This window comes from Pseudonocardia sp. NPDC046786 (genome assembly GCF_040645415.1).
Classification (GTDB): domain Bacteria; phylum Actinomycetota; class Actinomycetes; order Mycobacteriales; family Pseudonocardiaceae; genus Pseudonocardia; species Pseudonocardia kongjuensis.
This window is the reverse complement of record NZ_JBEYYF010000007.1, coordinates 182,634-208,436: the sequence shown is the minus strand read 5'-3', so window position 1 is coordinate 208,436 and position 25,803 is coordinate 182,634. Positions and strand designations below refer to the sequence as shown.

Genomic DNA, 25,803 nt, shown 5'->3' with positions numbered 1-25,803 from the left:
CACCGGGACCCGCGGGGCGCCCGCGCGGGGCGGCGGCATCGGTCACACGCCGGGCGCGGACCAGGTCAGGCCGGGTCGGGCAGGTGCCTGCGCGCCCCGGCGTAGCTGTCGTCGAACCGGACCGGGGTGACCCGCACCGGGGTGGACGCGTCGAACGCCTCGATCATCTGCCCGTCGCCCGCGTAGATCGCGACGTGGGTGGCGGGCGAGTTCCAGAACAGCAGGTCGCCGGGCCGCAGGTCGTCCTTCCCGACGGCCCGGCCGCCGATCGCCTGGTCGGACGCGTCCCGGCCGATCGTGATCCCGTGCAGCTCGTGCACCAGCCCGGTCAGCCCGGAGCAGTCCGGCGCGAACCCGGAGCGGCCGCCCCACAGGTAGGGCCGGTCCAGGAACAGCCGCGCGGTGCCGACCAGGTCCTCTCCGGTCGCCGGTCCCGGCCCGCCGATCCGCAGGTGCGCCGCGTCGATCCAGGCGGTGCCGCCGCCGGGCAGCGACACCTGCACGCCGCCGGAGTCGCCGGAGAGCACCGGCAGCCGGGTGCCCGCGCTGATCTCGCGGAGCCGCTCGGTGCGCGTCTCCTCGGCGTAGAGCCAGGTGGTGGCGACCTCGTCGACGGTGCCCGCGGGCAGCGCCGCGGTGAGCCCGGCGAACGCGACACCGGTGGTGAGCTGGGCGGACGGGATCCAGCCCGGATAGCCGCGGTCGTACTTCGCGCTGGGCTGGCCGGGGACCGCGACCCGGGTCCAGTCGTCCCGGCGCTCCAGCACCTGCACCGGGGCGCCGTAGAGGACCTGGGTCTGGGTGCGGGACGCGGTGGTCAGCTCGCGCCGGTCGGCGGCGGTCATCGAACCGAGCCAGGCTGCCGGGTCGGCCGGCGCGGCGACGGCGGAGCGGTCCATCTCCCGGGGGCTGGTGGGGGAGGTCCACACGGTGGCGACCGAGACGCCGATGTACGCCCGATCGGCGAGGACGTCCGGCACCGCCGCCTGCGCCGCGGGCAGGGTGAGCGCCGTGACCAGCACCGTGCCGAGCAGCACGGTGAGGATGCGTCGGGTCACGGTGGCTCCCGCCGGTGGAGGTGGGTCGTGCCGGGAGAGCGTCGACCGGGGTACGGGTCCGGGCAAGCAGGCGCACCGGGGAGTCCCCCGACGGGGTCAGCGGGCGGCGAGTCCTCCCCGGGGCGGCCGGAACCCCGGGCGCGTCCGGCGCAGATCCGCCGGAACCTCCGCGGTCGTCGTCGCTCGGCGCGATGATGCGGCGATCCCGCTGTTCGGCGCGGGAGCGCGAGAGGGTGGAGCGATGGCCCTGCTGCCCGCGTCCTGGAGATCGGCACGGCCACCGGCTACGACGCCGCGATCCTCTGCGCGGGCTGGTGGGCGCCGAGCGGGTCACCACCGTCGAGCTGCACCCCGACCCGGCCGCGACCGCCCGCGAGCGCCTCGCTGCAGCAGGTCTGCGCCCGACGGTGGTGACCGGTGACGGCGCCGTCGGGGTCCCGCATGGGGCGCCGTCCGACCGCATCATCGCCACCTGCGGCGCGCCCCGGGTCCCCGGTGCGTGGGTGTCCCAGCTCGCCGACGGCGGCCGGATCGTGGTCGACCTGCGCAGCGAGTCCAGCAGCGGGCTCATCGTGCTCGACAGGAGCGACCCCGAGCACGTGTCGGGTCGGTTCACCGGCCGTCCCGGACACTTCATGTGGATGCGCCCCGATCCGGACCATCCGCTGCGCGACCCCGCGGCCGGGCCGCACGTCCGGGCCCACGACGAGCGCACCACGGTCCGCGACGTCGCGGACCATCCCGACGAGCTGGACCGGCCAGTTCTGCGCACCCTCGTCGGGATCGACCTGCCCGAGGTCGAGATGCTCATGACCGGAGTCCGGTCTCTCTACTCCGGCGACGGCTCCTGGGCGCAGCTCACCGACGACGCCTCCACCGTCGCCCAGGGTGGGCCCCGTCGGCTGTGGGGCCGCGTCGAGACGCTCGCCGGGATCTGGCGGCAGCTCGGCTCACCCGACACCGACCGGTACGGGGTCACGGTCTCGAGCGGGGGCCGGCACGTGTTCTGGCTGGACGCCCCATCGACCGCCCTGCCGGAGGGGATCGGCCCACGACCGATCCCGCAGGGCGATCTCCTGTCCGGGTGAGCAGACCGGCCTCCAGCGGCGCCCGCCACGACGGCCGGGGTGACCGGCGGCACCCGTGCCGAGCGCCACGGCGGTGCACGGTTCCTTGACGGGGGACCGGCCCGTTGCGGAAGGTGATCGGACAACCGAAGACGGCGGGTGGGATCAGGAAGCCGGTGCGAGTCCGGCGCGGTCCCGCCACTGTGATCCCTGCGGACCCTCGTGGACCGCCGGGGCAGCCAGACACTGGCCCCATCCGCCGCGCCACCTCCGTCCGGGACGAGGATCCCGAGGAAGGTACGCCGATGACGCGCGCCCGCACGCCCCGCACCGGGACCGCCCGGTGATCCTGCTCCTGTCCACCTCGGACACCGACCTGCTCTCCGCCCGCGCCGGCGGGGCGGACTACCGCCTCGCCAACCCGAACCGGGTGCTGCTCGACGAGCTGGCCGCGATGGCCGACGCGGCCGACGTCGTCGTCGTCCGGGTGCTCGGCGGCTACCGCTACTTCGAGGAGGGCCTGGACCTGCTGCGGGCCCGGTCCACGCCGCTGGTCTGCCTGGGCGGTGAGATGGCGCCGGACGCGGAGATGATGGAGCTCTCCACCGTGCCCGCCGGCGTCGCCGCCGAGGCGCACACCTACCTCGCGCAGGGCGGCACCGAGAACCTGCGGCAGCTGCACGCGTTCCTGTCCGACACGGTGCTGCTCACCGGCGAGGGCTTCGCGCCGCCGGTGGAGCTGCCCGAGTGGGGCGTGCTGGACCGCCCCGACACCGGCACCGGCACCGGCACCGGGATCGGGACCGGACCCACCGTGGCGGTGCTCTTCTACCGGGCGCAGTTCCTGGCCGGGAACACCGCCTACGTCGAGGCGCTCTGCGACGCGATCTCCGCGAAGGGCGCGACACCGCTGCCGATCTGGTGCGCCTCGCTGCGCCAGGCCCCGGCCGGGCTGCTGGAGCGGCTGCGTGGCGCCGACGCGATGGTCGTCACCGTGCTCGCCGCGGGCGGCACCAAGCCGGCGTCCGCGCAGGCCGGCGGCGAGGACGAGGAGTGGGACGTCACCGAGCTGGCCGCGCTCGACGTCCCGATCCTGCAGGGCCTGTGCCTGACCTCGTCCCGGGAGACCTGGGAGTCCAACGACGACGGCCTGTCCCCGCTCGACGTCGCCACCCAGGTCGCCGTCCCCGAGTTCGACGGCCGGCTGATCACCGTCCCGTTCTCGTTCAAGGAGACCGACGACGACGGCCTGTCCGTCTACGTCCCGGACCCCGAGCGGGCCGCCCGGGTCGCCGGGATCGCGGTCAACCACGCCAACCTCGGCCGGATCCCGAACGCCGACAAGAAGATCGTGCTGATGCTGTCGGCGTACCCGACCAAGCACGCCCGGATCGGGAACGCGGTCGGTCTGGACACCCCGGCCTCGACGGTCGCGCTGCTGCGCACGATGGCCGCCGCCGGGTACGAGACCGGCGGGTTCCCGGGTGTCGAGGCAGGCGACGGCGACGCGCTGATGCACGCGCTGATCGAGGCCGGCGGGCAGGACCCGGACTGGCTCACCGAGGAGAAGCTCGCCGGGAACCCGATCCGGATCTCCGCCTCGACCTACCGCAGCTGGTTCGGCACGCTTCCGCAGGACCTCCGCGACGGCGTCGTCGAGCACTGGGGCGAGCCGCCGGGCGAGCTGTACGTGCACGACGACCACATCGTCGTCGCCGCGCTGCGCAGCGGGAACGTCACGCTGATCGTGCAGCCGCCGCGCGGGTTCGGGGAGAACCCGGTCGCGATCTACCACGATCCGGACCTGCCGCCGTCGCACCACTACCTGGCCGCGTACCGCTGGCTGGCGGCGCCGGAGTCCGACGGCGGGTTCGGCGCGCACGCGATCGTGCACATCGGCAAGCACGGGAACCTGGAGTGGCTGCCGGGCAAGACACTGGGCATGTCGGCGTCCTGCGGCACCGACGCCGTGCTCGGCGACCTGCCGCTGATCTACCCGTTCCTGGTGAACGACCCGGGGGAGGGCACCCAGGCCAAGCGCCGGGCGCACGCCACCCTGGTCGACCACCTCATCCCGCCGATGGCCCGGGCCGAGAGCTACGGCGATATCGCCCGGCTGGAGCAGCTGCTCGACGAGCACGCCAACATCTCCGCGCTCGACCCGGCGAAGCTGCCCGCGATCCGCCAGCAGATCTGGACGCTGATGACGGCCGCGAAGATGCACCACGACCTGGGCCTGGAGGAGCGCCCGGACGAGGACGTCTTCGACGACATGCTGATGCACGTCGACGGCTGGCTCTGCGAGATCAAGGACGTGCAGATCCGGGACGGCCTGCACGTGCTGGCTCTCGCCCCGGCCGGTGAGCAGCGGATCGACCTGGTGCTCGCCGTGCTGCGGGCCCGGCAGATGTGGGGCGGCGAGCAGTCCGTGCCCGGGCTGCGGCAGGCGCTCGGGCTGGTCGAGGACGGCTCCGAGACCGGTGCCCGAACGGACGCCGTCGAGACCGTCGCCCGCGCGCTGGTCGCCGGGATGGAGGCCCGGGACTGGGATCCGGGAGCGGTCGACGACGTCGCCGCCGAGCACTGCGGTACTGGCGGTACCGCCGGTACTGCCGGTCCGGCCGTCCGGCCCGCTGCGGCGGCGGCACTCCCCGGCGTCGACGACGGCGCGGTGCGTGCGGTGCTGCGCTTCGCCGCCGTCGAGGTGGTGCCCCGGCTGGACGCCACCGCGCACGAGCTGGACCGGGTGCTGCACGCCCTGGACGGCGGCTTCATCCCGGCCGGCCCGTCCGGCTCGCCGCTTCGCGGACTGGTGAACGTGCTGCCGACCGGCCGGAACTTCTACTCGGTCGACCCGAAGGCCGTCCCGTCGAAGCTGGCCTGGGAGACCGGGCAGGCGATGGCCGAGTCGCTGGTCGAGCGCTACCGCGCCGACCACGGCGAGTACCCGCGCTCGGTCGGCCTGTCGGTGTGGGGGACCAGCGCGATGCGGACCTCCGGCGACGACGTCGCCGAGGTGTTCGCGCTGCTCGGCGTCCGCCCGGTGTGGGACGACGCGTCGCGCCGGGTCCGCGATCTCGAGGTGATCGGGCTCGACGAGCTGGGCCGCCCCCGGGTCGACGTCACCGTCCGCATCTCCGGGTTCTTCCGGGACGCGTTCCCGCACGTCCTGGCCCTGCTCGACGACGCGGTGAAGCTGGTCGCCGAGCTGGACGAGACGCCGGAGCAGAACTTCGTCCGCGCGCACGTGCTCGCCGACCGCGAGCGGCACGGCGACGACCGCCGGGCCCGCACCCGGATCTTCGGGTCCAAGCCGGGCACCTACGGCGCCGGGCTGCTGCAGCTGGTCGACTCGCGCGACTGGCGCGGCGACGCCGATCTCGCCGAGGTCTACTCGACCTGGGGCGGCTACGCCTACGGCCGCGGCCTGGACGGCGTGCCCGCCCGGGACGACATGGAGAACGCCTACCGGCGGATCGCGGTGGCGGCGAAGAACATCGACACCCGCGAGCACGACATCGCCGACTCCGACGACTACTACCAGTACCACGGCGGCATGGTCGCGACCGTCCGCGCGCTGACCGGCAGCTCGCCGGAGGCCTACGTCGGCGACTCGACCCGCCCCGAGGCCGTCCGCACCCGCACCCTGCACGAGGAGACCGCCCGGGTGTTCCGGGCCCGGGTGGTCAATCCGCGCTGGATCGCCGCGATGCGCAGGCACGGGTACAAGGGCGCGTTCGAGATGGCGGCGACGGTCGACTACCTGTTCGGCTGGGACGCCACCACCGGTGTCATCGCCGACTGGCAGTACGAGACGCTGACCGCGGGGTACGTGCTGGACCCGGACAACCGCAAGTTCCTGACCGAGTCCAATCCGTGGGCGCTGCACGGGATGGCGGAGCGGCTGCTGGAGGCCGTCGACCGGGGGCTGTGGGAGTCGCCGGAGGCGTCCACGCTGGACGCGCTGCGGCAGGCGTACCTGGAGTCGGAGGGGGACCTGGAGGGCGAGTAGCTCAGCCGAGCCGGGACAGTGCCGCCAGCACCGTCCCGGCGTCGGCGCCGAACGCGTCCAGGATCTCCCGTTCCACCCGCGCGACGCCCGGCTGCAACGCCGCGTGCAGCTCCCGGCCGCGGTCGGTGCCGAACACCAGCACCCGCCGGCGGTCGGCGTCGTCCGGCCGGCGGTACACCAGTGCCCGGTCCACCATCCGGTCGATGATCTTCGTCAGGGTCGGCGCCGGGACCATCGCGTGGACCGCGATGTCCGACATCGGGTGCCCCGCGCCGTCGGCGAGCAGATCGAGCACCCGCCAGCCGTCCAGGCCCGGCCCGTCCGGCGGCCGGACGGCCTCCTCGATCCGCCGCTCGACCCGGTGCGCGGCGCGGCCGAGCACGGCCGCGGCGGCCGGGGCGCCGGTGCAGGGTTCGGCGGCGGGCACGGGCATCCTCCGGGCTGGCGCGTTCGGGGTAGTGACGAGATCGCTGTCATCGTAAACACTGTCACCTTCAACCGACCGGGAGGTGACGTGTCCACGGCCCCCGCAGTGCTCGACGTCGCCTTCGTCGTGCCCCGCAGCGGCCCGGCCGGGATCCTCGGCCCGGCCTGCGAGGCATGCGGTGACCTGGCCGCCGCCGAGCTGAACGACGCGGGCGGGGTCCTCGGCCGCGAGGTCCGGCTGCTGCCGGTGGACGGCGGCCGGCCGCCGTCCGAGGTCGCCGCGGCCGTCCGGGACCTGCTCGACGCGGGCCGGGTGGCCGCGGTCAGCGGCTGGCACATCTCCGCGGTCCGGCAGGCCCTCGCCCCGGCCGTGGCCGGCCGGGTGCCCTACGTCTACGCCCCGCTCTACGAGGGCGGCGAGACGACGCCGGGGGTGTTCCTGACCGGTGAGACACCGGAGACCCAGGTGCTGCCCGCGCTGCGCTGGATGTCGGCGGAGCTGGGCGTGCGGACCTGGTGCGTGGTCGGCAACGACTACGTGTGGCCGCGCGGCTCGGCCCGCGCGGTGCGCCGCTTCGTGCGGACCAGCCCGGACGTCCGGGTGCTCGACGAGGTGTTCGTCCCGCTCGGCACCGACGACTTCGGCCCCGTCGTCACCCGGGTGCAGCGCTCCGGCGCGCAGGGCGTGCTGATGTTCCTGGTCGGCTCGGACGCGGTCCGGTTCAACCGTGCCTTCGCGGCGTCCGGCGCCGACCGCCATCGGGTCCGGCTCTCCCCGCTGATGGAGGAGAACATGCTGCTCGCGACCGGCGCCGAGGCCACCCGCGAGCTGTACGCGGCGGCCGGCTACTTCGAGACGCTGGCGACCGCGTCGTCGCTGGACTTCTCGGCCCGCTACGCGGCCCGGTTCGGCGTGCACGCCCCGGTGCCGGGCGCGCTTGCCGAGTCCTGCTTCGAGGCGATCACGCTGCTCGGCAGGCTGGCCGGCCGGGCGGGATCGGTGGAGCCCGCGGCGCTGCTCGCGGTCGCCGAGGACACCGGCTTCGACGGTCCCCGGGGTGCGGTCTCGCTGCGCGGCGGGCACCTGCGGCAGGACGTCTACCTGGCCCGGGCCGACGGCCTGTCGTTCGACGTTCTGGCCCGCCTGGCTTGACACCCATACTGTCAATGGAGATATTTTCATATGACAGTACTTTGGAGGTGTCCGTGCCCACCTACACCCATCGCTGCCCCGTCTGCGGCGAGTTCGACCAGGTCCGGCCGATGTCCGCGGCCGCCCGGGAGGCGCAGTGCCCGGACTGCGGATCGCACTCGTCGCGGATCTTCGGGGCGCCCGCGCTGCGCGGCGTCGATCCCGGCCTGCGCCGCGCGCTGGACGCCTCGGGCGCCAGCGCCGACGCGCCGCAGGTCGTCTCGTCGGTGCCGGGCCGCTCCCGGCGCGCCACGCCCGTCACCCGGGACCCGCGGCACGCCCGGCTGCCCCGGCCCTGATCCCCGCACCCCACCGAGTTCCAGGAGGCCACCGTGCCCGACGTCGTGTTCACCGTCGACCAGGCCAGGTCCATGCGCGACCAGGCGGTCCCCGGCCACAACCGCTGGCATCCCGACATCCCGCCGGCCGTCACCGTCCGCCCGGACACCTCGATCCGCGTCGAGTGCCGGGAGTGGACCGACGGCCAGATCGGCAACAACGACTCCGCGAACGACGTCCGCGACGTCGACCTGCGTGGCGCCCACATGCTCTCCGGCCCGATCGCGGTGGAGGGCGCCGAGCCGGGCGACCTGCTCGTCGTCGACATCCTCGATCTCGGTCCGGTGCCGCAGGAGACCGGTCCCGCACCCGGTCAGGGCTGGGGCTACACCGGCATCTTCGCCAAGCAGAACGGCGGCGGGTTCCTCACCGACACCTTCCCCGACGCGTACAAGGCGATCTGGGACTTCTCCGGCCAGAAGGCCACCTCCCGGCACATCCCCGGCGTCTCCTACACCGGGATCACCCATCCCGGACTCTTCGGCACCGCGCCGTCGCCCGAGCTGCTGGCCCGCTGGAACGCCCGGGAACGCGCGCTGATCGCCACCGACCCGGACCGGGTGCCCGCGCTCGCCCTCCCGCCGCTGGACGAGGAGGTGCTCGGCGGCACCGCGACCGGCGACGCGCTCGCCGGGATCGGCCGGGACGGCGCCCGCACCGTGCCGCCCCGGGAGAACGGCGGCAACCACGACATCAAGAACTTCACCCGCGGCAGCCGCGTCTTCTACCCGGTCCACGTGCCGGGCGCCCTGTTCTCCGGCGGTGACCTGCACTTCTCCCAGGGCGACGGCGAGATCACCTTCTGCGGCGCGATCGAGATGGGCGGGTTCATCGACTTCCACGTCGACCTGATCAAGGGCGGGATGGAGACCTACGGCGTCACCACCAACCCGATCCTGATGCCCGGCAACGTCGAACCGCGCTACTCCGAGTTCGTCACCTTCATCGGGATCGGCGTCGACCACACCACCGACACCAACCTCTACAACGACGCCACCGTCGCCTACCGCAACGCCTGCCTCAACGCCGTCACCTACCTGGAGAAGTTCGGCTACTCGGGTCCGCAGGCCTACCTGCTGCTCGGGTCGGCACCGATCGAGGGCCGGGTCTCGGGCGTCGTCGACATCCCGAACGCCTGCTGCTCGCTCTACCTGCCCACCGCGATCTTCGACGACGACATCCGCCCGTCCGCGTCCGGACCGGTGTGGAAGGACCGGGGGAGCTGCGCGGTGTCCTCGTGAGCCCGTTCGGCCGGGACGCCGCTGGACGACGGTGACGCCCGCCGCGCTCGATACCGCCGCTGAGCCCCTGGCGAGCCCGGCCGCCATCTGATCCCGTCCCGTCCCTGCACGAGCGCACCGCCCGTGCAGGGACGGGCCCGGCGTCAGGGGCGCACCGACTCCGCGAACCCGACGACCTCGCGCACCGCGGCGGCGTACACGTCGGGCATCGCGTCCCGGAACAGGATCTGCCCGACGTGGCAGAGCCCCAGGTCGACCTTCCCGACCGACGGCACACCGGCCTGCAGGAGCAGCCGGTGGTAGGCGATGCCCTCGTCGCGCAGCGGATCGAGCTCCGCACACGAGATGAGGTGCGGCGGCAGGCCGCGCAGGTCGTCGACGGTTGCCCGGGCCGGCCAGCAGGTGGGATCGTCGACGTTGCCCGCTCCCGGGTCGTAGACCTCGGCGAGCAGCGGGAAGAGCTGCCGGTTGAGCCAGTACCGGTCGTTCTCGCGCAGCGAGTGCAGGTGCTCGGGGGCCCGGTCCCAGGTGCCGAGCACGTACGGGCACAGCGCGTGGATGCCGGCGATCCGGTCGCTCCAGCCCTCCCGCCGGGCCCGGATCGCGACCGCGAGCGCGAGGTTCGCCCCGCCGGAGTCCCCGGTGACCACGACGTGCGTCCCGCCCAGCTCGTCGAGGTGGTCGAGCACCCAGCGGAGCCCGGTGGCGCAGTCGTCGAGCCCGGCCGGGAAGGGGTGCGCGCCGAGCCGGCCGCCGCCGTTGCGGTACTCGACGCCGACGACGACCGCCCCGGCCGCCGCGAGCTCGTCGCGCCAGTGCATGTACGCCTGCCCGGTCGCACCGAGCATGACCATCCCGCCGCCGTGGATCTGGTACACCACCGGCAGCGGGCCGTCGGCGCCCTCCGGGCGGTGCACGTGCAGGGTGACGCCGGGGGCCGGCTCGCGGGTCTCCCGCACGATCCCCGGCACCGGCGCCCACGGCTCGGCCAGCGCCGCGAAGAAGCCCTCGAAGCCCTCCTCGACGGCCGCGACGAACGCGAGCAGTGCCTCGCGGCCCGCAGTGCGGTCGATCGGCGCGTCGTCGGCGTGCCCGGTCACGCCGAAGGCGCCGAGGACGGCGATCATCCGGGGATCGGCGCGCGGATCGTCCGCCAGGCTGAGTGCGGGGTTCCCCAGCCGGCCGACAGGCCGGTGGGTCGTCGTGTCGGTCATGTCCTGCTCCTCGTTGAGCGCGGTCGCGCACCTCTGACGTGCACCCCCGAAAAGCTACAGAGCACGACGTGTGTCACACAAGAATGCCGTTCGGGCGAACGCTACTCGGGCATGCAGTGCCCCTGAACTGTGGATATCCTGCGTGGCAGGACCGAGCCGGGAAACCTGTCCGATACAGTCGGTGTATCACGTTGCATCCGATGCCGGGTGCGTCGGTACGTCACGGGCGGGGGGCGGAGGAGCGGTGAGCGGTGACCGGGGCGCTGCGGCCCGCGCGGGCTCCGCGGCGGTGACCCCGCTGCAGCGGCAGCTGCGTGCCGTGCCGGTGCGCACCAGGGCGAGCCCGCTGGACGCGCTGACGGTCGCGCTCCGGTGGTTCCGCGCGGGCCGCCGGATCGACATCCAGGCGCTCGCCAAGGAGCTCGGGATCAGCCGGGTGACGCTGCACCGCTGGGTCGGGACGCGGGACCAGCTGCTGGTCGAGGTGCTGTGGCTCACCGCCGACCGCGCGCTCGCCGCCGTGTGGGACACCGTACGCGACGAGGGGCCCGCGCACAGCCTGACCGCCGAGACGCTCAGCCGGTGGGCGGCCGACGTGCTGCTGCACCCGGGGTTCCGGCGGATGCAGGCCGACGAGGGCGAGTTGCTCGCCCGGCTGCTCACCCGGGAGGCGAGCGAGTTCCAGAGCCGGCTGATCGGGCTCGTCACCACGATGCTGACCCACGACGTCGAGACCGGCCGGGTGACCATCGACCTCGAACCGGCCGAGCTCGCCTACGCCACCGTGCGGATCGCGGAGTCGTTCGTGCACACGCCGGCGATCACCGGCGGCGAGCCCGATCCGGAGCGCAACGCGCGGGTCCTGCGGGCGCTGCTGCGCTGACCGGCTGCCGCCGGTCAGGCCGGCAGCCGGGTGCGCGGCGCCGTCGCCGCGCCGGTCAGCGCCAGCACCGCCACCACCCCGAGCAGCACCGGCATCGCGACGGCGGGCGAGGTGAGCATCGCCAGCAGCGCCCCGCCGAGCCCGACGAACGCCGCCGTCGCCAGCTGGTCCAGCAGCTGCGCCGCCGACGAGTGCGATCCGACGTCGATCGCCGTCGAGTGGGCGAGCGTCAGGAACGCGATCGCGGAGAACGCGACGCCCATCCCGAGCCCGGCCAGCCCCCAGAACCCGATCGCGAGCCAGCCGGGCAGCCATCCCGCGGCGACCGGCAGCAGCCCGAGCTGGCCGACGGCGATCGTCGCGAATCCGGCGCGCAGCATCACCGACCGGTCCCTGTCGGGATGGCGGGCCTGCCAGGCGGCGGCCGCCGACCACCCCAGTGACGCGACGATCAGCGGGACGCCGGCCGCGGTCAGCGACCATCCGTGCGTCGCGGTGAGGATCAGCGGCAGGAACGACACCACCGTGAAGAACGCCCCCGCCACCAGGCCGCGGGCCGCGACCACCGAGGCGATGCCCGGCCGTGCCTTGACGACCCCGCCGGGCAGCAGCCTGCGCAGCGAGGGGACGAGCGCGAGCACCGCGACCGCGCCGACCACCGCGCCGCGGGCGTCGAGGTTCTCCAGCGCCCAGCTGAGACCGGCCACCCCGAGTGCGGCGCCGAGCGCGGCGATCACCAACCCGGTGCCGCCGCCGGTCGTGCGCTCGCGCGGCGGACCGAGCCCCCGCACGGCGGGCATGATCAGGACGAGGGCGAGGCCGACGACCGGGAGCAGCCCGAGGAACACCCAGTGCCAGGAGAACCGTTCGGTGACGATCGCCGCCAGCGGCGGGCCGGCGAGCGAGGGCAGCACCCACGCCGACGAGATGAGCCCGAACACCACGGGCCGCTGCCGGCTCGGGTAGACCGCGGCGACCAGCACGTACACCGCGACGCCCTGCACTCCGGCGCCGAGGCCCTGCAGCACCCGGCCGGTGAGCAGCTCGGCGGCCGTCGTCGCCGAGCCGGCGACGAGCAGGCCGATCCCGAACACCGTCGGTGCGACGACGAGCGGGGCCCGTGGCCCGCGGGCGTCGCACCAGCGGCCGCCGAAGGCCGTCCCGAAGACCGCCGCGGCCAGGAACGCGACGAACGGCCACGCGTAGAGCGCGAGCCCGCCGAGATCGTCCACGATGGCCGGCATCGCGGTGCCGACCCCCATCGCCTCGAACGCGGTGAGGCTGATCAGCAGCAGGATGCCGACGGTGGTCGGGGCCCGCCCGGATGACCAGACACCCGGCTCGTTCCCTGCGCCACGTCCCGGGACGGTCTCCACCACGCGTCCAGCCTGCGACCTGCACCCCGGTGCAGGTCAAGCGGGTTCCGCGTTCACGATGCGTGATCACGGGCAGGTCAGGGGTGTTTTCGTGCCGCACGAACGGGTACAGACCGATATGACCGACATCACAACGATCATCATCGTGGCCGTGGTGGTGATCGTCCTCGTGGCGATCGTGGCCGCCGCGCTCGCGGCGGCGCGCCGACGCCGATCGGCCGCGCTACGCGAGCAGTTCGGTCCCGAGTACGACCGCGCGGTGCGTGGCGCCGACGACCCGCGGGACGCCGAGAAGGACCTCGCGGAGCGGCGCAGGCGACACCGCTCGCTGCGGCTGCGCGATCTCGACCCGCAGGAGCGCGCGGGCTACCGCGGCCGCTGGACCCAGGTGCAGCAGGGCTTCGTCGACGACCCGGCGAGCGCGGTCCGGGAGGCCGACCGCCTGGTCGCCGAGGTGATGTCCGCCCGTGGCTATCCGGTCGAGGACTTCGACCAGCGGGCCGAGGACCTGTCCGTCGCCTACCCCGTGCTGACCCAGCGTTACCGGGAGGCGCGCGGGATCTCCCGGGAGCACGCCGCGGGGCGGGCCGGTACGGAGGACCTGCGGCAGGCCGTGACGAGCTACCGGGCGCTGGTCGACGCGTTGCTCGACGACACCGGCGACGAGCGCGACCGGGATGCCCGGGGGCCCGGTGACGCCGCCGCCCGGGGGACCGCCGCGCCGGGGGCCGGGAGCGCCGCGCCGGTGGCCGGGACAGCGGCGCCGGCGGGGCCGAGGGCAGTGCAGCCCGATCCGCGGGCGGCGCAGGCCGATCCGCGGGGGGTGCACGGGGACCCACGGGCAGCGCAGGCCGACCCGCGAGCTGCGCAGCCCGATCCGCATGGTGTGCAGGGGGATCCGCGAGCTGCGCAGCCTGATCCGCGGGTCGCGCAGGGGGACCCGCGGGCTGTGCAGCCCGATCCCCGCGCCGCCGGACCCGATCTCCGCAACGGCCGGATCGACCCCCGCGCGGCCCAGGCCGATCCGCGCACCGGCCGGACCGACCCGCAGCGCGACCCCGCCGGACCTCGGCCGCAGCAGCCGCAGACCGGACACGACACACGACGGGAGACGAGCGCATGAGCGACCGTTCCGGACACCGGCCCGAGAGCCGCGCGGCCAGGCTGGCCGGGGAGATCAAGGAGCGGCTCGTCGGCCGCAGCGACGACGAGCGCGACGCCGACTGGGACGGCACCGACGCCGCCGTCACCGCGCAGCGCGACGCGGGCGCGGCCGGTCCGGGCGACCCACTGCGCGAGCCGGTCCCCGGCGCCGGCCCGCCACCCGGCATCGACGCGCGCAGCCGGGGTGCGGACCTCCCGCCGGGCGCGAGCCGCGCTCGGGCGGTGCGGATCTCCCACCCGGGACGGATCCGTGGCCGGGCGAGGCGCCGCGCGGACGGCATGCCGAGCACCCGGCCCCGCCGGGCGGCGGCGCCGGGGCACCCCCGCACACCGCGGGCCCGGATGGCGCCGCCCCGGCCGCGGGTGTCCCCGCGGCCGATGCCTCCGGCGGCGCCCCGGTCCGCGGCGCCGGCTCGCCGGCCCCGCAGGGCGCACCCCCGGCCCCGGGGGATCCCGGACCTCCCGTGACGCCCGGCCCGGGCGGCGCGCCGTACGACACCGGCGCGGCGCAGCCCGGCCGACCGGCCGGGCCGGACGGCGGACCACCGCGGGGCGCTGCCGGCCCCGCCGATCCGGTCGGTCCCGCCGGCCACCCGGGCGCCGCTCGGGCCGCGGCACCGGGCGGAGCGCCCGCAGCGGCCCCGGGCGGAGCGCCCGCAGCCGGACCAGATGGGGCGCCTGCCGGGGATCCCGGCGCGCGACCGGGCACCGCCGATCCGGCGCCCGGCGGCTCGTCGCTGATCCCGCCGGACCGGGCCGGCCGTTACCAGGAGCGCTGGAACGTCCTGAAGGGCGAGTTCGTCGACGAGCCCCGCCGCGCCGTGCACGGCGCGAACGAGCTGGTCGGCGAGGTGCTCGACGAGCTGGAGAGCCTGTTCCGCAACCAGCGTGACGACCTGGAGCAGCAGTTCTCCCGCCAGGACGCCTCGACCGAGGACCTGCGCCAGGCCCTCGGCCGCTACCGGGAGTTCTTCGACCGACTGCTGTCGCTGTAGCACCTGAGCGACCGACCATGATCCCTGTTTCGGGAGCGCCGGAGCGCCGCAGGCGCACCAGGACTCCCGAAACAGGGATCATGAACGCCGCGACACGAGCAACCCCGGGAGAGCTCAGCCCACCGCGGGCACGATCGCCTCGATCAGGTGCGGCCCGGGCTCGTCCCGGGCCCACCGCAGGGCGTCGAGCAGCGCCTCGGTCGTCTCCACCCGCCGGGCCGGGACACCGAGGCCGGTCGCCAGGGACACGAAGTCCGGCGTCGGGTCGGACAGGTCCAGCATCCGGCCGGCCCGCCCCGACCGGGCGGCCTCGCCCGCCCCGGTGCGGGCCAGCTCGACCCGCAGGATCGCGTACGCCGAGTTGTTGATCAGCACCGTGGTGACGTCGAGCTGCTCGCGGGCCTGGGTCCACAGCGCCTGGAAGGTGTACAGCGCGCTGCCGTCGGCCTGCACCGCCACCACCGGCCGGTCCGGCGCGGCGACCGCGGCACCGACCGCGGTCGGCGGCCCCTGGCCGATCGCGCCGCCGGTCAGCGCCAGCTGGGTGTGCGGGGCCGCGGTCTGCAGTGCCGGGGCGAGCGCCGCACCGGCGGTGAGCGACTCGTCGACGACGATCGCGCCGTCCGGCAGCTCCGCCGCGATCGCCGCGCTCATCGAGCGGACGTCCAGCGGTCCCGGCGGCGGCTGCGGCGCGGACCGCGGGGCCGGCTCGGCGACGGCGTCCGGGGCGACCGCCGCGGCGAGCTCCTCCAGCGCGGCGCAGGCGTCGGTCGCGGTGTCGGCGAGGCCGAGCACCGGGCAGCCGTCCGGGACCAGGTCGCCGGGCACGCCCGGATACCCGAAGAACGACACCGGCGAGCGGGCACCGGCGAGCACCAGCGACGACGCGCCGTCGAGCTGGGCGAGCGCCTGCTCGGCGAAGTAGCCGAGCTTGTCCACCCGCGGCCGTCCGGCGCCGGTGTCCCAGCAGCGCGGGAACGTCTCGACCAGCAGCCGGGTGCCGGTCGCGGCGGCGATCCGGCCGGCCGCGTCCATCGCCCGCTCGCCCAGCGCGGGCCCGCCGAGCAGGAGCACGGCGCCGGGTGCGGCGACCGCGGCCGCCGCGGCGGCGACCCGCCCGGGATCGGGCGGGTGCGGCGGCGCCGCCGGCAGCGCGGGAGCGGGTGCCGCGCCCTCGGACCAGGACACGTCCGCGGGCAGCACCAGCGTCGCGATCTGCCCGCCGCGCTCCGAGGTGGCGGCCAGCGCCCGCATCGCGTCGGCGGCGACGTCCCGGGCGTCGCCCGAGGTGTGCACCCAGCCCGACACGGTCCGCGCGACCGCGGTGATGTCGGACTCCAGCGGCGCGTCGTGCCGGACGTGGTCGGTGGCGTGCGCGCCCACCACGCACAGCAGTGGGGTGCCCGCCCGGCGCGCGTTGTGCAGGTTCGCCAGCCCGTTACCCAGCCCCGGCCCCAGGTGCAGCAGCACCGCGGCCGGCTTCCCGGCGATCCGGGCGTACCCGTCGGCGGCGCCGGTGGCGACGCCCTCGAACAGCGCGAGCACGCCACGCATCTCCGGCACCGCGTCGAGCGCCTGCACGAAGTGCATCTCCGAGGTGCCCGGATTCATGAAGCAGACCTCGACGCCGGCCCCGGCCAGCGACCCGACGAGCGCCTCCGCGCCCCTCACGCGTCGATCCGCTTCAGCACGGCGGCGGTCATCTCGTCGGTCCCGGCCGTCCCGCCCAGGTCGCCGGTGCGCACCTCCAGCAGCGCGGAGCGGATCGCGGCGAGCACCTCGGCGCCAGCGTCGGGGTACCCGAGGTGCTCGAGCAGCAGCCCGGCCGACCAGATCGCGCCGAGCGGGTTCGCGATGCCGCGGCCGGCGATGTCCGGGGCGGAGCCGTGCACCGGCTCGAACATCGACGGGTGGCTGCGGGTCGGGTCGAGGTTCCCCGACGGCGCGATCCCGATCGACCCGGCGACCGCCGCGGCCAGGTCGGACAGCACGTCACCGAACAGGTTGGACGCCAGCACCACGTCGAACGACGCCGGGTCCAGCACCAGCTTCGCGGCGAGCGCGTCGATGTGCTCGGACCGCCACTGTACGCCCGCGAACCCGGCGGCCCGCTCGGTCACCACCTCGTCCCAGAACGGCATGGTGTGCACGATGCCGTTCGACTTCGTCGCCGACACCAGCCGGTGCCGCCGCCGCGACGCCAGGTCGAACGCGAAGTCCGCGATCCGGCCGACGCCGCGCCGGGTGAACACCGCCTCCTGCACCGCGAACTCGCCGTCCGTGCCGCGCCCGAACCGGCCGCCCATCTCGGAGTACTCGCCCTCCGAGTTCTCCCGGACGATCACCAGGTCGACGCCGCCCTCGGTGTCGCCGGGCCGGGCCGCGGACAGCGGCGAGCGCACGCCGTCGAACACCGTGATCGGGCGCAGGTTCACGTACTGGGCGAACGCGCGGCGGATCGGGATGAGCAGCCCCCACAGCGACACGTGATCGGGCACCCCCGGCCAGCCGACGGCGCCGAGCAGGATCGCGTCGTGCTGCCGGATCCGGTCCAGGCCGTCGTCGGGCATCATCGCGCCGGTGTGCGCGTAGCGCTCGCAGGACCAGTCGAACTCGTCGTAGCCGAAGCTCAGGCCGTGCCGGCGGCCGACGGCGTCCAGCACGGCGGTGGCGGGCGGGAGGACCTCCTTGCCGATCCCGTCGCCGGGGATCAGCGCGATGCGCAACGACGTCGTCATGCTCCCAGTGCACACGGTGTGACCCCGTCCGGAGAACCCGGGGTCCGGGTTGCGGCGCGCACCCCGGCACCCGCGAATGGTGGGGTGCACGATCCCGATCCCCGCCGCTGGTCAGCGCTGTCCGTCTGCCTGGTCGCCGGCTTCATGAGCCTGCTCGACGTCAGCATCGTCAACGTGGCGCTGCCGTCGGTGCAGGCCGACCTGGACGCGTCCGCCGCCCAGGTGTCGTGGGTGGTGTCCGGCTACGCCCTCACCTTCGGGCTGGTGCTGGTCGCGGCCGGGCGGCTCGGCGACGACCGCGGCCGGCGCCGGATGTTCCTGGCCGGGCTCGCGCTGTTCACCCTCACCAGCGCGGTCGCCGGGCTCGCCCCGACACCGGAGGTGCTGGTCGCGGTCCGGCTGCTGCAGGGCGCCGCGGCCGGGCTGCTCTCCCCGCAGGTCGTCGGCCTCATCCAGGACCTGTTCCGAGGCCCGGAGCGGGGGACGGCGTTCGGCACGTTCGGCGCCGTCGTCGGGATCTCGACGGCGGTCGGCCCGCTGCTCGGAGGGCTGCTGCTGGCGCTCGCCGGGGACGTCGACGGCTGGCGCTGGGTGTTCTTCGTGAACATCCCGATCGGGCTGGGCGCGCTGGTGTTCGCGGCCCGGGTGCTGCCCCGGGACGCCCCGGCGCGCGGTCCGCGCCGCCCGCTGGACGTGCCCGGTGTCGCGCTGCTCGGCACCGGGGTGGTGTGCTTGATGCTGCCGCTGGTGCTCGCCGAGCGGGACCCGGCGTCGTCGCCGTGGTGGCTGCTGCCCGTCGCGGTCGCGGCGCTGGTGGCGTTCGTCGGCTGGGAGCGGCGGGCCGGGCGCACGCACGGCCATCCGCTGGTCGATCTCGGGCTGCTGCGGATCCGCAGCTACGCGGTCGGCGCGACGCTCGGCGCGACCTACTTCGCCGGGTTCACCTCGATCTTCTTCGTGCTCACCCTGTACCTGCAGAACGGGCTCGGCTACACGCCGCTGCAGACCGGGCTGGCGATGACGCCGTTCGCGCTCAGCTCGGCGCTGACCTCCGCGTGGAGCGGGCGGCTGGTGGCCCGGTACGGGCAACTGGTGGTCGTGACCGGGCTCGCCGTCGTACTGGCCGGGCTGGTGGCGACCGACGTGGCACTGGCCCTGACCGCGGGGAGCCCGCTGACCGGCTGGGCGGTCGCGGCGACCCTGCTGGTCGCCGGCGCGGGCGGCGGGCTGGTCGTCGCCCCGAACCAGACGATCGCGCTGTCCGAGATCCCGCCGGCCGCGGGCGGCACCGCGGCCGGCGTGCTGCAGACCGGGCAGCGGATCGGGACGGCGGTCGGGCTGTCGGCGGTGGGCGCGGTCTTCTTCACCCGGCTCGCCGCGACCGGCGACTGGGCGTCCGCGATCTCCCGCGGACTGGTCGTGACGGTCGGGCTGCTCGCGCTGGCGCTGGTGCTCGGGATCGTCGACGTCGTGCTCGCCCGCCGCCGGGCGGCCACCCCGGCCGGTCACCGGCCGACCCACCTGGGCGGGCCCACCGGCGGCGGGTGAGCGGCGCCGGTCACCCGCGGGCGGCGGCCACCCGGGTGTCGTCGCGCAGGCCGGAGCGCAGCGTCTCGGTCATCAGGTACGAGCAGCCCATCGAGACCAGCGCGATGAACGCGACGTACCCGGCGACCGCATACAGCGACCCGGTCCAGGCGACCAGCGCGGTGCACAGCAGCGGCGCGACGCCGCCCAGGATCGAGGCGATCTGGTAGGCCAGCGACGCCCCGGAGTAGCGCATCCGGGTGGAGAACTGCTCGGCGAAGAACGCCGACTGCGGCCCGTATACCGCCGACCGGCAGGCCTGCACGACCAGCCCGCCCAGCACGAACAGCCACACGCTGCCGGTCGAGACGAGCCAGAAGTAGGGCACCGCGAACAGCGCGAGCACCCCCATCCCGGCCAGGAACATCGGCCGTCGGCCGAGCCGGTCGGAGAGCAGGCCGAAGGCGAGGATCATCGGGATGTCGGACAGCGACAGGAAGGCGTTCGCGGTCAGGATCGTCGTCCGGTCGTAGGCGAGCTCCTGGGTGGCGTAGGTGACCAGCCAGACCGAGCCCACGTAGAACGTCGAGTTGGTCGCCAGGAAGGACCCGGCGGCCAGCGCGATCTCCTTCGGGTAGGTGCGCAGCGCCTCGAGCACCGGCATCCGGTTCGCCGTCTTCTCGTCCATCGTCTGCTGGAACACCGGCGACTCGTGCACGCCGAGCCGGATCCACATGCCGACGCCGATCAGCGCGATGCTGGCCAGGAACGGCACCCGCCAGCCCCAGGCCAGGAACTGTTCGTCGGTGAGCACCGCGGACAGCACCGCGAACGTCGCCGTGCCCATGACCAGGCCGAGCGGGACGCCGACCTGCGGCCAGCTGCCGTAGAACCCGCGCCGGTGCGCCGGTGCGTGCTCGACGGCCATCAGCGCGGCCCCGCCCCACTCGCCGCCGACCCCGAAGCCCTGCAGGAACCGCAGCGTCACCAGCAGCACCGGGGCCCAGATGCCGATCGTGTCGTAGCCGGGGAGCAGCCCCATCCCGACGGTCGCGGCCCCCATCAGCAGCAGCGAGTAGACGAGCATCGGCTTGCGGCCGATCCGGTCGCCGAAGTGCGCGAAGACCGCGCCGCCGACCGGGCGGGCGATGAACCCGACGGCGAACGCGCCGAACGAGGCCAGCGTGCCGGCCAGCGGATCCACCGACGGGAAGAACACCTGGCCGAACACGAGGGCCGCGGCGGTGCCGAAGATGAAGAAGTCGTACCACTCGATGGTGGTGCCGATGAGACTGGCGGTGGCGACCTTGCGGGACGACCGGAGCGTGGGTGCCACGGTTCCTCCCGGCGACGCCGACGGGACGGATGACGACATGGCCGCCGACGCTAAACGACCGATCGGTTCGTGTCGAGACGCAGCATTGACCGACGGAACGTGCCGGATGTCCGGCTCGGCGGCCGGCCCGGGATCAGCCGGCGGGCGCCCGGCGGCCCGGGAGCGCCGCGGCGAGGAACAGCACCACCAGCCCGGCCAGCGGGACGACGAGCAGTCCGGTCCGCAGCCCGGCGGCGTCCGCGATCACCCCGATCACCGGCGGGGAGAGCAGGAAGCCGACCCGCATCAGCCAGGTCACCACGGTCAGCCCGGCGCCCGGCGCGAGACCGGGGATCCGGTCGGCGGCGGTCATCGCGGCCGGGACCAGGGTGGCCACCCCGAAGCCGGCGATCCCGAACCCGGCGACGCTGCCGGGCACCGTCGGGAACGCGAGCGCCGCCCCCATCCCGGCCAGCACCAGGGCGCCCCCGGCCCGGGTCACCGCCCGCTGGCCGAACCGGTCCACCATCCGGTCGCCGAGCAGCCTGCCCACGAACTGGCAGCCCTGCAGCGCGACGAACCCGAGCCCGGCGATCGCGGCACCCGCCCCCAGCCCATCCAGGTACACCGCGGCCCAGGTGGCACCCGCGTCCTCGACGACCGTTCCCGAGTTCGCGACCAGCCCGAACACCAGCAGCAGCAGCAGGACCGTCCGGAGCCCGAGCCCGGCCCACGGGCGCCGCCCGGCGGGCGCCTGCCCGCCGGTGCCGTCGGTGCCCCCGGGATCGCGGCGTTCGGCGTCCTCCGGCCCGTGCAGCAGCAGTGGGTACACCGCGACCGCGATCAGCACCGACAGCGCCGAGGACAGGCCCAGGTGCAGCGGGAGCGCCATCGCGATCCCGGCCGCGGCCGATCCCATCAGCCCGCCGGCCACCGCGCCGACCGACCACAGCGCGTGGAACGAGTTGAGGATGGAACGGCCGTAGCGCCGCTGCACCCGCAGGCCGTGCGCGTTCTGCGCGACGTCGACCACCGCGTCCGCGGCGCCGACCAGGAACATCGCGGCCGCGAACAGGCCCCAGCCCGGGGCGAACCCGACCAGCACCACGCCGGCCGCGATCACCGCCATCCCGAACGACGCCACCCGCGACGACCGGAACCGCGCGATCAGCGCTCCGGCGGTCAGCCCGGCGAGCAGCGCGCCGAACGGCATCGCCGCCACGGCCAGGCCGAGCTGGGCGTTGGTCAGCCCGAGATCGTCCTTGAGCTGCGGGAAGCGGGGGAGCAGGCTCGCGTAGACCAGGCCGTTGGTCGCGAAGACCAGGGCCACTCCGGCCCGGGCCCGCCGCTCGATCCGGCCCGGCCGTGCCACCGTCGCCCGCTCCACCACCCGCCGAGCATGCATGACGGCCCCGACGGTCCGGCCGGCCCCGCCGGGTGGGTGTCAGCCCCGCAGGGCGTTCAGCTTCCCGGCGGTCCGCAGCGCACCGGACATGCCGCGGTAGGCGCCCTTGCGGGCGCCGTCGCGCAGGGTGCGCAGCCGGGCGCGGCGCTCCCGGCCGGCCCCGTTCCAGGCCAGCAGCGAGCGGCCCCACGGGTCGCGGGCCAGCGCCGCGGTGCCCGCCTCGCGGGCGAGCAGCGACCAGCGGTCGCCGAAGTCGTCCAGCCCGTCCCGGTAGGCGAACACGGCGGGCCGGATGTAGGCCATTCCCGGGTGCATCCGCTGCATGCCGGGCGCGTAGTCGGAGATCACCTTGTCCAGGCACTCGAAGCGGCGCTGCCGGTTCGAGCTGATCGACCCGGTGCGCATCAGCCGCATGTCGAGCAGGTACCGGCGGGTGCCCCACATCAGCGGGTAGTTCGAGCCGGTCGCGATTCGCAGCCACATCTCGAAGTCGACGGCCGAGGGCAGCGACGAGTCGAACCCGCCGACCTGGTCGAAGCAGGCCCGCCGGACCATCAGCGAGCTGCCGTTGTGCGGCGGGTTGTTCTCGACGAGCTGGCGGTCCACGTCGATCCGGCCGGCCGGCTGCCAGCGCAGCGCGACCACCTGACCGCTCTCCAGCATCACCCGGCTGTGGCAGTAGGCCATGCCCACCCCGGGCGGGGCGGTGTGCAGGGTCTCCAGCATGTGCCGCAGGAACTGCGGGTGCCAGCGGTCGTCCCCGTCGAGGAACGCGACGAACGGCGCGGCGCTCTCGGCGAGCGCCCGGTTGCGCGCGGCGCCGGAGCCGCCGTTCTCCACCTGGATGAGCCGGACCCGCGGATCGGCCGCGGCCCGGGCACGGACCACGTCGGCGGTGTCGTCGGTCGAGCCGTCGTCGACGATCAGGTACTCGAAGCGGGACTCGGTCTGTGCGAGGACTGAGTCGATGGCCTCCGCGATCCACGGACCGACGTTGTAGGCCGGGGTGATCACTGTCACCAGAACGCTGTTGTTCTGCACGAACGGCACGTTATCAAGGCTCCTTCCGGGTGTGCGCGGCGCATCACGCACCCACCGACATTCGTCCGGAGGGGTTATCGCCGACCTGGCACCACAAGGGCGTTGCTCCGACAGTGTGATCATTGTCGTCGAACCGGAACGGCTCCGGATTCGAAGGGGTAGTCGTCCACCGGTGCGCCGGCGTAACCACCTGCTGGCACGACGTGCCCGGGGACGGGTGGCGAGAGGGGCTCCTCTATCCTCCCGAGAATGTCGTTCGACGCTCGGGTGATGCTGTCCCGGCGGCTCCGATTCCTGCCGCACCGCGCATTCGCGATCATGCACCACGCTTTGTTCCAGGGCGAGATCACGACGTTCCGGAAGCCGAAGACCTACGCACAGTTGCTGGCGAAGAAAAACCTCGGCGAACAGACCGAACTCGTGCACGTCACCGCGGACAAGTACCGGGTGCGCGCGCACGTCGCGGACCGGATCGGGGCCGAGCACCTGATCCCGCTGATCCAGGTGGTGGAGCGGGCCGAGGACCTCGACCTGGAGGGGCCGCAGCGGCCCTACGTGGTGAAGGGGACGCACGGCTGCGACATGACCATCCTGGTCCCGCACCCGGCCGCCGCCGACCACGCCCGGATCCGGGCGACGGTCGCGCGCTGGCTGCGCACCGACTTCTTCCGGCACGGCTGGCGGGAGCGCCCCTACCAGGGCCTGACCCCGCGGGCGGTGGTCGAGGAGATGATCGGCGACGGGCAGGGGGCGCCGAACGACTACAAGTTCTTCGTCTTCCACGGCGAGCCCGCCATGGTCGTCGTCGACCAGGATCGGTTCGTCGCGCACACCTCCACGATGATGCACCCGGACTGGGTGCCGTTCCGGATCTCCGGGCGGTTCTCCCAGGCCCGGTCGCTGCCGGAGAAGCCGGCGGGCTACGAGCGGATGCTCGAGATCGCCCGTGCGCTGGGCAAGGACTTCACCTTCGCCCGGGTCGACCTCTACGACGTCGACGGGCACGTCTACTTCGGCGAGATCACGCACAACCCGGGCGGCGGGCTGGTCCGGCTCCGCCCGCGGGCGTTCGACCGGGCGCTGGGCAACCTGTGGCGCAACGGAACCCCGATCCCCGAGCGGTTCATCGACCGGGGCTGAGGGGCACTCCCGGGGTCACTCCCGCACGCGCGGGATCCGCCGGGTCGGGCCGTCGTCGGCGGGCCCGGCCGGGCCGCTGCCGCCGTCGGCGGGCCCGGCCGGGCCGCTGCCGCCGTCATTGTCCTTGTCGCCGTCGTCGATCCGGCCGATCACCTCGGTGACCTCGCCGGCGCCCGGATCGGTGGGGGCCGGCCCGCGGGCGGGCACCGGATGGGTGCCGCGCAGCCAGCGCACGACGATCGGCGCCAGGAACACCGCGAGCAGCAGCTCGGCGGCCAGCCAGGACCAGCCGACCGCGTCGAGCCCCAGCGAGGGCGAGAGCAGCAGCGTCCCGCCCAGCACGACGACGGCGTGCACGAGCTGCTGCACGGCCAGCGGACCGGTCCGGTTCGCCAGCCGGGAGCGGGTCATCCAGAGCGTGACGACGACCCGCGGGAGCATCGAGATCATCAGCAGCTGCAGTAGCAGCGAGGCATTCTCGGCGTACTCGCGGCCGTAGAGCAGCAGCAGCAGCGGGGCGGCCAGCGCCACCAGCAGCGCCGCCGGGAGCACGATGACCGCGATCCGGCGCAGGATCGAGCGGGCCAGCAGGTGCGCCCGCGCCGGGTCCCGCGAGCCCTCGACGACCAGCGACGAGGTGATCGCCACCGAGAGCATGTTCATCGCGATGAACACGGTCTGGGCGGGCAGCAGGTAGGCGCTCTGCTGCGGGCCCAGCAGCTGGATGATCAGGACCGGCAGGAACGACGACGTCGCCTGGTTGAACACCTGGCCGACGTAGTCGCCCGCCATGTAGCGGCGCAGGGTCGCCGGGGCGGGCGCGCCGGCGCCCGGTTCGGCGGCGGAGGCGGCCGCGTGCCGGGGGACCAGCCGGCGCGCGATCAGCAGGGTGAACGGCACCAGCAGCGCCAGCACCGGGGCGGACCAGGACGTGAACACGCCGTCGGAGACCGAGGTGAACGACACAGCGACCAGCAGCACCAGCTTGACGACGCCGTAGACGCCGTTCTCCAGCGCCACCCACATCGCCGAGCGCAGGCCGGTGAACACCTGGTCCTGCAGGTTGAATATCGACCAGGCGGCCGTCGAGACCACGAACCAGATCGCGAATCCCGGCGAGACCCACAGCGGGTCACCGGGGGAGTGGACCAGGTTCAGGTAGATCATCACCCCGGCTGCGGCGACGGTGCCCAGACCGGCCGACACCGCGTAGGCCAGCCGCACGAGCCGGGCCGAGTCGTTGCCCGCGGTCGGCAGGAACCGGATCAGCGCCTGCCCGAAGTTCAGCGTGGTCAGCACCGAGATGAGCATCATCAGGTTGACCAGAGCCGAGCCGCGCCCCACCTCCTCGGGGCTGTAGGTGCGCGCCGCGAAGATCCAGTAGAGCAGGCCGAACCCGGAGTTGACGACCGTGTTCAGCATGAGGGCGTAGGCGTTGCGGTAGAGCGGGTTGCCCATCTCCCGGCGCACCGAACGGACCCGTCCGGCGAGCATGCCGCCGACGCTCACCGGGCGCCCGCACGGCGCGTGGTCAGCGGGGCGGTGCCGCACCCGGCGGCGCTCGCAGCGAACACGCTGCCCACGCTAACGACGACCCGCCGTCGACGATGGTCCGGGTGGCACCGGCGGCCGCACACCCGATCGGGGTTCGCAAACGTTGCGCTACGGTG

21 protein-coding genes and 1 riboswitch are annotated in these 25,803 nt (G+C 74.5%); of the genes, 11 read left to right on the top strand and 10 right to left on the bottom strand.

Annotated features, from left to right (window positions below; genetic code table 11):
- Window positions 1-65 precede the first annotated feature (65 nt).
- Entirely contained in the window at window positions 66-1,058 is a 993-nt protein-coding gene (locus ABZ881_RS11535) for a C40 family peptidase (RefSeq protein WP_358483851.1), read from the bottom strand.
- Window positions 1,059-1,372: 314 nt separating this feature from the next.
- Between ABZ881_RS11535 and ABZ881_RS11530 the strand changes: the two genes are divergently transcribed.
- Both ABZ881_RS11530 and cobN read left to right on the top strand, forming a co-directional pair.
- Window positions 1,373-2,146, top strand: a complete 774-nt coding sequence (locus ABZ881_RS11530) for a hypothetical protein (RefSeq protein ID WP_358483850.1) — start codon at window positions 1,373-1,375, stop codon at window positions 2,144-2,146.
- Window positions 2,147-2,248: 102 nt separating this feature from the next.
- Window positions 2,249-2,395, top strand: a riboswitch (cobalamin riboswitch).
- Between the two features lie 73 nt (window positions 2,396-2,468).
- On the top strand, window positions 2,469-6,137 hold the full coding sequence (cobN, locus tag ABZ881_RS11525) for a cobaltochelatase subunit CobN (protein ID WP_358483848.1): 3,669 nt from the start codon (window positions 2,469-2,471) through the stop codon (window positions 6,135-6,137).
- A gap of 1 nt (window position 6,138) precedes the next feature.
- Here cobN and ABZ881_RS11520 read toward each other — a convergent pair whose 3' ends face one another.
- A complete protein-coding gene (locus ABZ881_RS11520; protein WP_358483846.1) occupies window positions 6,139-6,564 on the bottom strand; it encodes a MarR family transcriptional regulator in 426 nt (141 codons plus the stop codon).
- An 87-nt stretch (window positions 6,565-6,651) separates the two neighbouring features.
- Here ABZ881_RS11520 and ABZ881_RS11515 point away from each other — a divergent pair, with 87 nt between their 5' ends.
- Genes ABZ881_RS11515 through fmdA form a run of 3 tightly spaced genes read left to right on the top strand, consistent with a single transcriptional unit; the run spans window position 6,652 to window position 9,335 of the window.
- Window positions 6,652-7,716, top strand: coding sequence for a substrate-binding domain-containing protein (locus tag ABZ881_RS11515; protein ID WP_344025203.1), 1,065 nt, complete (start codon window positions 6,652-6,654; stop codon window positions 7,714-7,716).
- Window positions 7,717-7,769: 53 nt separating this feature from the next.
- Window positions 7,770-8,054 (top strand): zinc ribbon domain-containing protein, encoded by a 285-nt coding sequence (locus ABZ881_RS11510; RefSeq protein WP_358483845.1) that lies wholly within the window; start codon window positions 7,770-7,772, stop codon window positions 8,052-8,054.
- Between the two features lie 33 nt (window positions 8,055-8,087).
- The gene (gene fmdA, locus ABZ881_RS11505) at window positions 8,088-9,335 is read left to right on the top strand and encodes a formamidase (RefSeq protein ID WP_358483844.1); all 1,248 of its coding nucleotides are present in this window, start codon (window positions 8,088-8,090) and stop codon (window positions 9,333-9,335) included.
- 143 nt (window positions 9,336-9,478) lie between these two features.
- Here the strand turns inward: fmdA and ABZ881_RS11500 are convergent, their stop codons facing one another.
- A complete protein-coding gene (locus ABZ881_RS11500; protein WP_358483842.1) occupies window positions 9,479-10,549 on the bottom strand; it encodes an alpha/beta hydrolase fold domain-containing protein in 1,071 nt (356 codons plus the stop codon).
- 244 nt (window positions 10,550-10,793) lie between these two features.
- Here ABZ881_RS11500 and ABZ881_RS11495 point away from each other — a divergent pair, with 244 nt between their 5' ends.
- The gene (locus ABZ881_RS11495; RefSeq protein ID WP_358483840.1) at window positions 10,794-11,432 is read left to right on the top strand and encodes a QsdR family transcriptional regulator; all 639 of its coding nucleotides are present in this window, start codon (window positions 10,794-10,796) and stop codon (window positions 11,430-11,432) included.
- A 14-nt stretch (window positions 11,433-11,446) separates the two neighbouring features.
- Here the strand turns inward: ABZ881_RS11495 and ABZ881_RS11490 are convergent, their stop codons facing one another.
- Window positions 11,447-12,811 (bottom strand): MFS transporter, encoded by a 1,365-nt coding sequence (locus ABZ881_RS11490; RefSeq protein ID WP_358483838.1) that lies wholly within the window; start codon window positions 12,809-12,811, stop codon window positions 11,447-11,449.
- Window positions 12,812-12,926: 115 nt separating this feature from the next.
- Here ABZ881_RS11490 and ABZ881_RS11485 point away from each other — a divergent pair, with 115 nt between their 5' ends.
- Genes ABZ881_RS11485 through ABZ881_RS11475 form a run of 3 tightly spaced genes read left to right on the top strand, consistent with a single transcriptional unit; the run spans window position 12,927 to window position 14,967 of the window.
- The gene (locus ABZ881_RS11485) at window positions 12,927-13,931 is read left to right on the top strand and encodes a hypothetical protein (protein WP_358483836.1); all 1,005 of its coding nucleotides are present in this window, start codon (window positions 12,927-12,929) and stop codon (window positions 13,929-13,931) included.
- Window positions 13,928-14,440 carry a hypothetical protein gene (locus ABZ881_RS11480; protein ID WP_358483835.1) on the top strand — a complete coding sequence of 171 codons (513 nt, stop codon included), beginning with the start codon at window positions 13,928-13,930 and terminating at the stop codon, window positions 14,438-14,440. Before ABZ881_RS11485 ends, ABZ881_RS11480 begins: the two co-directional genes overlap by 4 nt.
- Complete coding sequence (locus tag ABZ881_RS11475; RefSeq protein WP_358483833.1) at window positions 14,437-14,967, top strand: hypothetical protein; 531 nt, start codon at window positions 14,437-14,439, stop codon at window positions 14,965-14,967. The genes ABZ881_RS11480 and ABZ881_RS11475 overlap by 4 nt, the downstream gene beginning before the upstream one ends.
- Window positions 14,968-15,081: 114 nt before the next feature.
- On the opposite strand, the gene ABZ881_RS11470 is transcribed toward ABZ881_RS11475, so the two are convergent.
- Window positions 15,082-16,638 carry an acetolactate synthase large subunit gene (locus ABZ881_RS11470; RefSeq protein WP_358483831.1) on the bottom strand — a complete coding sequence of 519 codons (1,557 nt, stop codon included), beginning with the start codon at window positions 16,636-16,638 and terminating at the stop codon, window positions 15,082-15,084.
- The gene (locus ABZ881_RS11465; RefSeq protein ID WP_358483829.1) at window positions 16,635-17,705 is read right to left on the bottom strand and encodes a tartrate dehydrogenase; all 1,071 of its coding nucleotides are present in this window, start codon (window positions 17,703-17,705) and stop codon (window positions 16,635-16,637) included. The genes ABZ881_RS11470 and ABZ881_RS11465 overlap by 4 nt, the downstream gene beginning before the upstream one ends.
- A gap of 84 nt (window positions 17,706-17,789) precedes the next feature.
- Here ABZ881_RS11465 and ABZ881_RS11460 point away from each other — a divergent pair, with 84 nt between their 5' ends.
- Window positions 17,790-19,253, top strand: a complete 1,464-nt coding sequence (locus tag ABZ881_RS11460; RefSeq protein ID WP_358483827.1) for an MFS transporter — start codon at window positions 17,790-17,792, stop codon at window positions 19,251-19,253.
- A 10-nt stretch (window positions 19,254-19,263) separates the two neighbouring features.
- Here ABZ881_RS11460 and ABZ881_RS11455 read toward each other — a convergent pair whose 3' ends face one another.
- From ABZ881_RS11455 to ABZ881_RS11445, 3 genes are all read right to left on the bottom strand, one after another.
- Entirely contained in the window at window positions 19,264-20,568 is a 1,305-nt protein-coding gene (locus ABZ881_RS11455; protein WP_344026355.1) for an MFS transporter, read from the bottom strand.
- Between the two features lie 133 nt (window positions 20,569-20,701).
- Window positions 20,702-21,952 carry an MFS transporter gene (locus ABZ881_RS11450; protein ID WP_358483825.1) on the bottom strand — a complete coding sequence of 417 codons (1,251 nt, stop codon included), beginning with the start codon at window positions 21,950-21,952 and terminating at the stop codon, window positions 20,702-20,704.
- A gap of 39 nt (window positions 21,953-21,991) precedes the next feature.
- Complete coding sequence (locus ABZ881_RS11445) at window positions 21,992-23,002, bottom strand: glycosyltransferase family A protein (RefSeq protein ID WP_358483823.1); 1,011 nt, start codon at window positions 23,000-23,002, stop codon at window positions 21,992-21,994.
- A gap of 240 nt (window positions 23,003-23,242) precedes the next feature.
- Between ABZ881_RS11445 and ABZ881_RS11440 the strand changes: the two genes are divergently transcribed.
- The gene (locus ABZ881_RS11440) at window positions 23,243-24,133 is read left to right on the top strand and encodes an ATP-grasp fold amidoligase family protein (RefSeq protein WP_358483821.1); all 891 of its coding nucleotides are present in this window, start codon (window positions 23,243-23,245) and stop codon (window positions 24,131-24,133) included.
- A gap of 15 nt (window positions 24,134-24,148) precedes the next feature.
- Here ABZ881_RS11440 and ABZ881_RS11435 read toward each other — a convergent pair whose 3' ends face one another.
- Window positions 24,149-25,627, bottom strand: a complete 1,479-nt coding sequence (locus ABZ881_RS11435; protein ID WP_358483819.1) for an oligosaccharide flippase family protein — start codon at window positions 25,625-25,627, stop codon at window positions 24,149-24,151.
- Between the last annotated feature and the right edge of the window lie 176 nt (window positions 25,628-25,803).